At 45.4% G+C, this 7,073-nt stretch carries 6 protein-coding genes; 2 read left to right on the top strand and 4 right to left on the bottom strand.

Features of this window, described 5'->3' with window-relative positions:
• The 4 genes from safA to nadB all read right to left on the bottom strand — a co-directional run.
• Window positions 1-1,185, bottom strand: a 1,185-nt coding sequence (gene safA / locus CU633_RS21615) for a SafA/ExsA family spore coat assembly protein (protein WP_257959248.1), incomplete at its 3' end; no start/stop codon positions are given.
• Between the two features lie 252 nt (window positions 1,186-1,437).
• Complete coding sequence (gene nadA, locus CU633_RS21610) at window positions 1,438-2,547, bottom strand: quinolinate synthase NadA (RefSeq protein WP_101662620.1); 1,110 nt, start codon at window positions 2,545-2,547, stop codon at window positions 1,438-1,440.
• A 17-nt stretch (window positions 2,548-2,564) separates the two neighbouring features.
• Window positions 2,565-3,401, bottom strand: a complete 837-nt coding sequence (nadC, locus tag CU633_RS21605) for a carboxylating nicotinate-nucleotide diphosphorylase (RefSeq protein WP_101662619.1) — start codon at window positions 3,399-3,401, stop codon at window positions 2,565-2,567.
• Window positions 3,370-4,953 (bottom strand): L-aspartate oxidase, encoded by a 1,584-nt coding sequence (gene nadB / locus CU633_RS21600; protein WP_101662618.1) that lies wholly within the window; start codon window positions 4,951-4,953, stop codon window positions 3,370-3,372. The genes nadC and nadB overlap by 32 nt, the downstream gene beginning before the upstream one ends.
• A 110-nt stretch (window positions 4,954-5,063) precedes the next feature.
• On the opposite strand from nadB, the gene CU633_RS21595 reads away from it, so the two are divergent.
• Both CU633_RS21595 and CU633_RS21590 read left to right on the top strand, forming a co-directional pair.
• Window positions 5,064-6,203, top strand: coding sequence for an IscS subfamily cysteine desulfurase (locus tag CU633_RS21595; protein ID WP_101662617.1), 1,140 nt, complete (start codon window positions 5,064-5,066; stop codon window positions 6,201-6,203).
• 249 nt (window positions 6,204-6,452) lie between these two features.
• A complete protein-coding gene (locus CU633_RS21590) occupies window positions 6,453-6,992 on the top strand; it encodes a transcription repressor NadR (RefSeq protein ID WP_101662616.1) in 540 nt (179 codons plus the stop codon).
• Window positions 6,993-7,073 lie beyond the last annotated feature (81 nt).

Genomic DNA, 7,073 nt, shown 5'->3' with positions numbered 1-7,073 from the left:
TTGGTCCATCACTCCAGCTACTTGCGATGGGAACGGCATCTGTTGGTCCATCACTCCAGCTACTTGCGATGGGAACGGCATCTGTTGGTCCATCACTCCAGCTACTTGCGATGGGAACGGCATCTGATAGTCCATCGCTCCAGCTACTGGCGGCTGCAAATACGCGTATCCAAAAGGCGGCGGGCAAGGCGCAAACCCCGGCCTTGGCATGGCTGGTCCCAGTGGCGCCTGATGCATTGGGGTATAAGGCATTTGCGCTCCTGCAACCTGCGGTGGATACTGCCCCTGCATTTGAGGCGGCATCTGATCATCCTCTGCGCCCCCCACTCCTGTCGGTAAACCGAATTCCATATGCGGCATTTGTGGCATGAATGGAGAAGATTCATCATCCATTTGATTCGTATAGTTTAGATTTTGATTTCCCGCCACTCCATAGTTCCTGGGCATTTGCTGCATCGGCATCATGGGCGCACCGTGTGCTTGCGGATAAGGCATCCACGGCTGTTGCGGATAAGCTCCTTGATAATGGCCGGGCATGGCAGGTGAATGGTGGAAAAAGTTCGGTGGGCATGGATACATTGGTTCTTTGTAACCTCCTTGTTGTTTAGGCAATTGCGGTGCTTCCTCTTCTTTCACAGCTGGTTTCTCTTCATTCATCATTCCGGGCAGAATATTAGTAGGCTTAGGCGGTATTTGCGGCAGGGGCGCTTGCTCGGTTGGCTGCTCGACGGACATATTGGCCATGTTGAGCGTATAATACTGATTCATGTCGGCTTCAGGAATGACAGGCTGAGGCATTTTGGGAGTATACGGTGCTTTCGGCGTTTCTTTTAAGGGTTCCTGCTTTTTTTCGAGAGCGGGCGCTTCTTTTTTGGGAGCCGGTGCAGGTTTTGGTGCTTCTGTTACCGGCGAAACTTGCGGTTTTTCTTTTACTAAAGGATGTTCGACTTTCGGCATTTCCTTTTTAGCACCCATACTGATTTTTGCTTCCGGCTTCCCCCCGGCGAGCGGAGCTTCCTTCTTGATCGTTCCTCCGGAGGTGGGAACTTTTATCTTCATCCCGGGCATAATCATATCAGGGTTGCTGAGCTGTGTATTCATCTTTTTCAGCTCTTCAAAGTTCACGCCGTACTTCTTGGCGATCTTCCAAAGAGTATCCCCTTTCTGTACGATATGGATCTTCACTCTGATTTCCCTCCTATGGCATAAGTCCATACATTGTATGTCAAAGTAGGCAAATTGCTAACAGTCTACACAAAAACTTATGCATCCTTCAAATCAAATATGATTTGGAGCCGCTAATTTTCATCTTCGAGGGGCTGGGCGCTCCCCGAAAAGCTATCGTTTTTCTTCGTGCGATGAATCACTGCCGAATCGTTCCGTGTGGAACTGCACAAAAATCCTTTCCTCTACTTAAAGTAAAGGAAAGGATTGGGATCATGATTGATCGAGCATCCGCGTTAGCGCCAACTGCGCCTCAACAGCAATTTGCGAATCTACTTTAATGATGTTATGCTGTCGGTCCTCTTCGATGGATTCCAAACACCAGGCGAGATGTGGCAAATCAATCCGGTTCATCGTTAAACATGGGCATATATGCGGATTTAATGAAATAATATACTTGTCAGGATGCTGTTTGATGATGCGGTTGACCAAATTCATTTCGGTGCCAATCGCCCATGACGAGCCTGGTGCAGCTTGTTCAATCGTTTTTACAATAAAATTGGTGGAGCCGGCCATGTCCGATAAACCGACAACTTCCCGCCTGCATTCAGGATGCACAATAATTTTCATGCCGGGATTTTTCCTTCGGACGTCTTCAATATTCGCAACTGTAAAATTTTCATGAACGGAACAATGGCCTTTCCACAAAATAACCTTCACTTTTTCGACTGGGCCGTTCAATTCCAGACGGTTCTCAATCGGATTCCAGACTGCCATTTCGTCTAAACCGACACCGATATTATAAGCAGTGTTCCTGCCTAAATGCTGATCAGGAAGAAATAATAATCTTTCCTTTTCGCTGAAGGCCCAGCGGACCATTTTCTCGGCATTGGAAGATGTTACAGTTGCCCCCCCGTTGCGGCCCACAAATGCTTTAATCGCAGCAGTCGAGTTAACATAGGTCAATGGCAGAATAGTTTCCCCAAACCGTTCTGTCAGGTTGCTCCAGGCTCTTTCTGTTTGGTAAATATCAGCCATATCCGCCATCGAACAGCCTGCCCTCATATCGGGCAAATACACTTTTTGTTCATTTGTTGTCAATATATCAGCGGTTTCCGCCATAAAATGTACTCCACAAAAGACGATATATTCCGCTTCCCGATTTTCTGCGGACAATTGGGCCAGCTGCAATGAGTCACCTGTGGCATCGGCAAATTGCACTACCTCATCTTTCTGGTAATGATGGCCGGGAATGAATAACCGTTTCCCAAGCTTATTCTTGATTGTCTTTACGCGCTCCTCTAATTCTTCAGTTGTCATCTCACGATATTTAGCAGGAATGATATTTGGTTTTGCTCCAACCGCTTCAAAAATATTTACCATTACCCCGTATCCCCCTTTTATAAAACTGTCACCTTTGCACTAATATCCAAAGATTTTACCGAATGGGTCAAAAATCCAAGCGAGATAAAATCCACCCCGGTATGCCGGTAGTCAGCAAGATTATCGAGAGTAATCCCTCCTGATGCTTCCGTTAAAATTCCTTCTGGAACATATTGTATCCATTCTTGAATTTCATCGGGCTTGCGGTTATCAAACATGATTACATCCGCTTTAGCCACAATCGCCTCCAGCATTTGTTCCTTCGTTTCTGTTTCCACTTCAATTTTTACCATGTGGCCAAGCTGGGCGCGGACTGATTCGACCGCTTTGGTAATTGAACCGGCAAAGGCAATATGGTTGTCCTTAACCATCACAGCGTCATACAAACCATAGCGGTGGTTATAGCCGCCCCCGCGGCGGACTGCGTATTTCTCCAGCATTCTTAAGCCTGGTGTCGTTTTTCTCGTATCACAAATTTTCGTACGATTGCTGTCCAATAAAGAAACTGCTTCATTTGTCACTGAAGCAATGCCACTCATTCTTTGCAGCAGATTCAAGATTACCCGTTCACCCTTTAAAAGCTCTTGGATATTTCCACGGACCTCGGCTAAAGTTTGGCCCTTTTCAATGCGTTCTCCGTCTTTTGTTTTCAAATCAACTGCAATCGTTGGATTTAATAGTGAAAATCCGGTACGGACTACCTCTTCACCGCAAAAAATACCTTTTTCCTTTGCGATAAATACGATTTTCCCTTGTTCCGTGTCACCGAAAATAAGCTCGCTTGTTACATCCCGCTCCCCGATATCTTCAAGCAAAAACTGTTCAAGTAGCAAACGCAGTTTCAATTTGTTCATGCCGCTCTCCCTTTTCTGTATTTCGTTTGTGGATTATTTGTTTCTTCCGCCAATTCAGGTCGTCTTCAAACGGAAAATCTAACCGAAAGTGGCCGCCCCTGCTTTCAGTTCTTTGCAGCGCTGACTCCGTTACAAGCCAGGCTGTGATCAGCATAAAGGCCTTTTTTATTTCAGGTGGGGACAGCGTATCCAAGTCCGCTTTCACCCATTTCTCAATGTGAAAGGTTGCCAGCCATTCTTGTAAATGTCGTAACCCTTTGCCTGTTCGTACAATTCCGGCATAATCCATCATTGCCTTTTTTAAATCTGGAACTTCAGGCAGTGGCAAAGTTTCTGAACTGTTCGATTTACGGTCAGGCAAGGAGCTGCATAATGAGACAATTGGCTGCTTATTGATCAATTGAGCCAATCGCTTGCCGTATGCCAGCCCCTCCAGCAACGAATTACTGGCAAGCCGGTTTGCCCCATGGATTCCCGTACACGCCGCTTCACCAATCGCATACAGGCCCTGAATATTTGTCCTGCCGTACAGATCAGTTTTGATTCCTCCCATTAAAAAGTGGCATCCTGGAACAACGGGGATAAGACCTGTTTGGATTTCGATATTATTTTGTTCGCATAGTGCCGTGATGTTTGGAAATCTAGCTGAAAAGTTATTAATATTGGAAATATCCAGATAAACCTGGTGTCCCTGTTTTAAATAATCGTAAATGGTCTGAGAAACAATATGCCTTGGGGCAAGGTCCTTTAACGGGTGGATATTTTCCATAATTGGTTGTCCATCACCGGTAAGCAGTTTGGCTCCTTCGCCCCGGACAGCCTCCGAAATTAGTCCAACCGCTTTTCCTTCCGATATCAAAAGGGTTGGATGAAATTGAACAAATTCCATATCGGCCAGCTCTGCTCCCGCCAGATAAGCTAAAGCAATTCCGTCACCCGTCACCGTTTCTGCATTGGAGGTAAACCCATATATTTGCCCGCATCCCCCTGTTGCAACCACGACATGTCCGGCAAAAAAGTGCCCTGTTTCCCCGTCTGCATACTTCCCTTTGACACCGATACATTGATTTGTTTCTTGATCAACAATCAATTCAAATGCAAGGACAAACTCATACACAGATACGTTCGGGCTTAATTGCCGGTGCAGAAAATCCACGATGATTTTTCCGGTCGCGTCTCCGCCGCCGTGAACAATCCGTTTTTCACTGTGCGCACCTTCCATGCCGAGCAGCAGCTTTCCAACCTCGTCCCGATCAAATGAACAGCCTGCCAATGCTAATTCACGAATTAGGCCAGGGCCTTCTTTAGTCAGTCTATCAACTGCTTCTTCATCATTGTGGTGCCGCCCTGCCTCAAGCGTATCCGCATAATGCTTTGCAGGATCATCTGCTTTTCCCAGTGCTGCAGCGACCCCGCCCTGGGCCAAATAGGAATTGCTGTTAATTAAATAAGATTTTGTGAGAATTATCACATTTATATCACTACGAATTTTCTTTGCCAGATGCAAAGCTGCAACTCCGCTTCCGATTATGATTACATCAGCATGATTCATAATTTTTAACCTCCTGATTAACAGGTGTCTTGACACTTATCTTTACATAGTTTTAAACTTATGACAAGTATTTTTCGCAACAAAAGTTTATAAGAGATGGGGAAATGAAGATGAAATATTTTGATTATGCGGCTTCCTGTCCTTTGGATGAGGAGGCAGCGCAGGCTTTTGTAAAAGCATCAATTGAGTATTTCGGAAATTCACGAAGTCTTCATGATATTGGAAGCAATGCTGAAGCTTTGCTGGAAAATTGCCGCACGAGGATAGCCAATTATCTTGGAGTTGAGCAACAAGGGCTGTTTTTCACGAGCGGAGGATCCGAAAGTAATTTCCTGGCAATTTACGCTTTATTATCAGCAACGCAAAAAAAAGGAAAGCATATTATCACAGGTATGGCTGAGCATTCTTCTATTCAAAGCACCATGAAAAGATTAATCAGGGAAGGATACGAGATTACCTTTCTTCCTTTGAACGAAAACGGACAGATCAGCCTGGAGCAGTTAACGGCAGCACTTCGGGAAGATACTGTCCTCCTTTCAATCCAACATGCAAATCCCGAAATTGGAAGGGTTCAGCCGATCGCGGAAATTTGGGGTCTATGCAAAAAAAATAACATTTTATTGCACAGCGATTGCGTACAGACATTTGGCAAGCTTGATTTAAAGCCAATCCTGCCGGATGTAGATAGCATCTCTATATCTGGCCATAAAATCTATGGCCCGAAAGGAATTGGTGCTGCTTATATAAATCCCCGAATCAGCTGCAAACCTTTTTTTCCTGGAACATCGCATGAAAACGGCTTCCGGCCCGGAACAGTAAATATTCCCGCCATTGTAGCCATGACAGTAGCTGCACAAAAAGCATACGCAATGATGGACGAACAATCACGCCACTTTCAGCTGTTAAGACAACGGTTCATCGATTCACTCTCCTCTCTTGGCGGGCTTGTAACCATTTACGGGTCAGACACGGAAGATCAAATTCCATCGATTGCGGGACTGACGATAAAAGGTGTTGCAGGGCAATGGACCATGCTGGAATGCAACCGGAAGGGCTATGCGATCTCAACAGGCAGTGCCTGCCAAACCGGCATGCAAACTCCGTCAAAAACGATGAAAGCAATGGGATTGTCTGATAAAACCGCAAAAGAATTCATCCGCATCTCGTTCGGGAGAGATTCGGCGGTTTCGGATGTCGAAGAATTGGGACAAACAATTTGTAACATCATCCACAACGCAGTCCGACAGTAATAGTTATTTTCAGTGTGATGTTTATGTTAGAATTGGAAATAACGAAACAAAGGGAAGTTAATCAAGAACGTTCACACCTGGGTGCCCATAGGGGTGAAACAAGGGTAAAGTAATATTTATTTGATGGGGAGGCCAAGAGGCTAACCGATTAAAAATCTTATAAAATTTAGAGTGTTTCAGAGGATTCGGATCAACTGGGAAATTCTTCTCGAAGAGCTCTTACTACTATTATACAAGGAGAGGTTTAAAATGAAGCAACAAAAAAAGCTTGCCGGTGAGGAGCGCAGAGCCTTTCTTTTATCCTTGTTAAAAGAGTCGGAATCACCGATAACCGGCAATGAGCTGGCAGTGAGAACGAATGTAAGCAGACAGGTAATTGTCAGCGATATCACCTTATTAAAAGTAAAAAAGGAGCCGATTATCGCAACGAGCCAGGGTTATATATACTTAAGGCCAGCCTCGCAAACGCCGGTTTTCGAGCGGACGGTCGCCTGCTTTCATCCTCCGGAAAGAACGGAAGAAGAGCTTAATCTCCTCGTCGATTTAGGCGTAACCGTTAAGGATGTTAAAATTGAACACCCGGTTTATGGAGATTTAACAGCTTCGATCATGGTATCGAACCGCAAGGAAGTTCAACGATTCATGCGGAAAATTCACGAGACGAAAGCTGCCTTTTTGTCTGAACTGACAGAAGGAATTCACCTGCATACGATTTCAGCTCCTTCCGAAAAAGCATTAGTCGAAGCAGAGTCCGCTCTCAGACAAGCAAATTTCCTTGTCTCGTCTTAAACTTAAGTTTAATTCAACTAAGAAAAGCGCAAGCGCCTTGGTCAGCCCCGACAAGCGCTGGCCGACTAAGAGCGCCACGTC

Origin of the sequence: Bacillus sp. V3-13 (assembly GCF_002860165.1) — a bacterium.
Lineage (GTDB): Bacteria > Bacillota > Bacilli > Bacillales > Cytobacillaceae > Bacillus_BJ.
This window is presented reverse-complemented; position numbering and strand designations above follow the sequence as displayed.

Coding starts and splice junctions, on each gene's coding strand:
- CU633_RS21590 (WP_101662616.1), top strand. CDS start 6,453: ATGAAGCAACAAAAAAAGCTTGCCGGTGAGGAGCGCAGAGCCTTTCTT.
- CU633_RS21595 (WP_101662617.1), top strand. CDS start 5,064: ATGAAATATTTTGATTATGCGGCTTCCTGTCCTTTGGATGAGGAGGCA.
- nadC (WP_101662619.1), bottom strand. CDS start 3,401: ATGAACAAATTGAAACTGCGTTTGCTACTTGAACAGTTTTTGCTTGAA.
- nadA (WP_101662620.1), bottom strand. CDS start 2,547: ATGGTAAATATTTTTGAAGCGGTTGGAGCAAAACCAAATATCATTCCT.
- nadB (WP_101662618.1), bottom strand. CDS start 4,953: ATGAATCATGCTGATGTAATCATAATCGGAAGCGGAGTTGCAGCTTTG.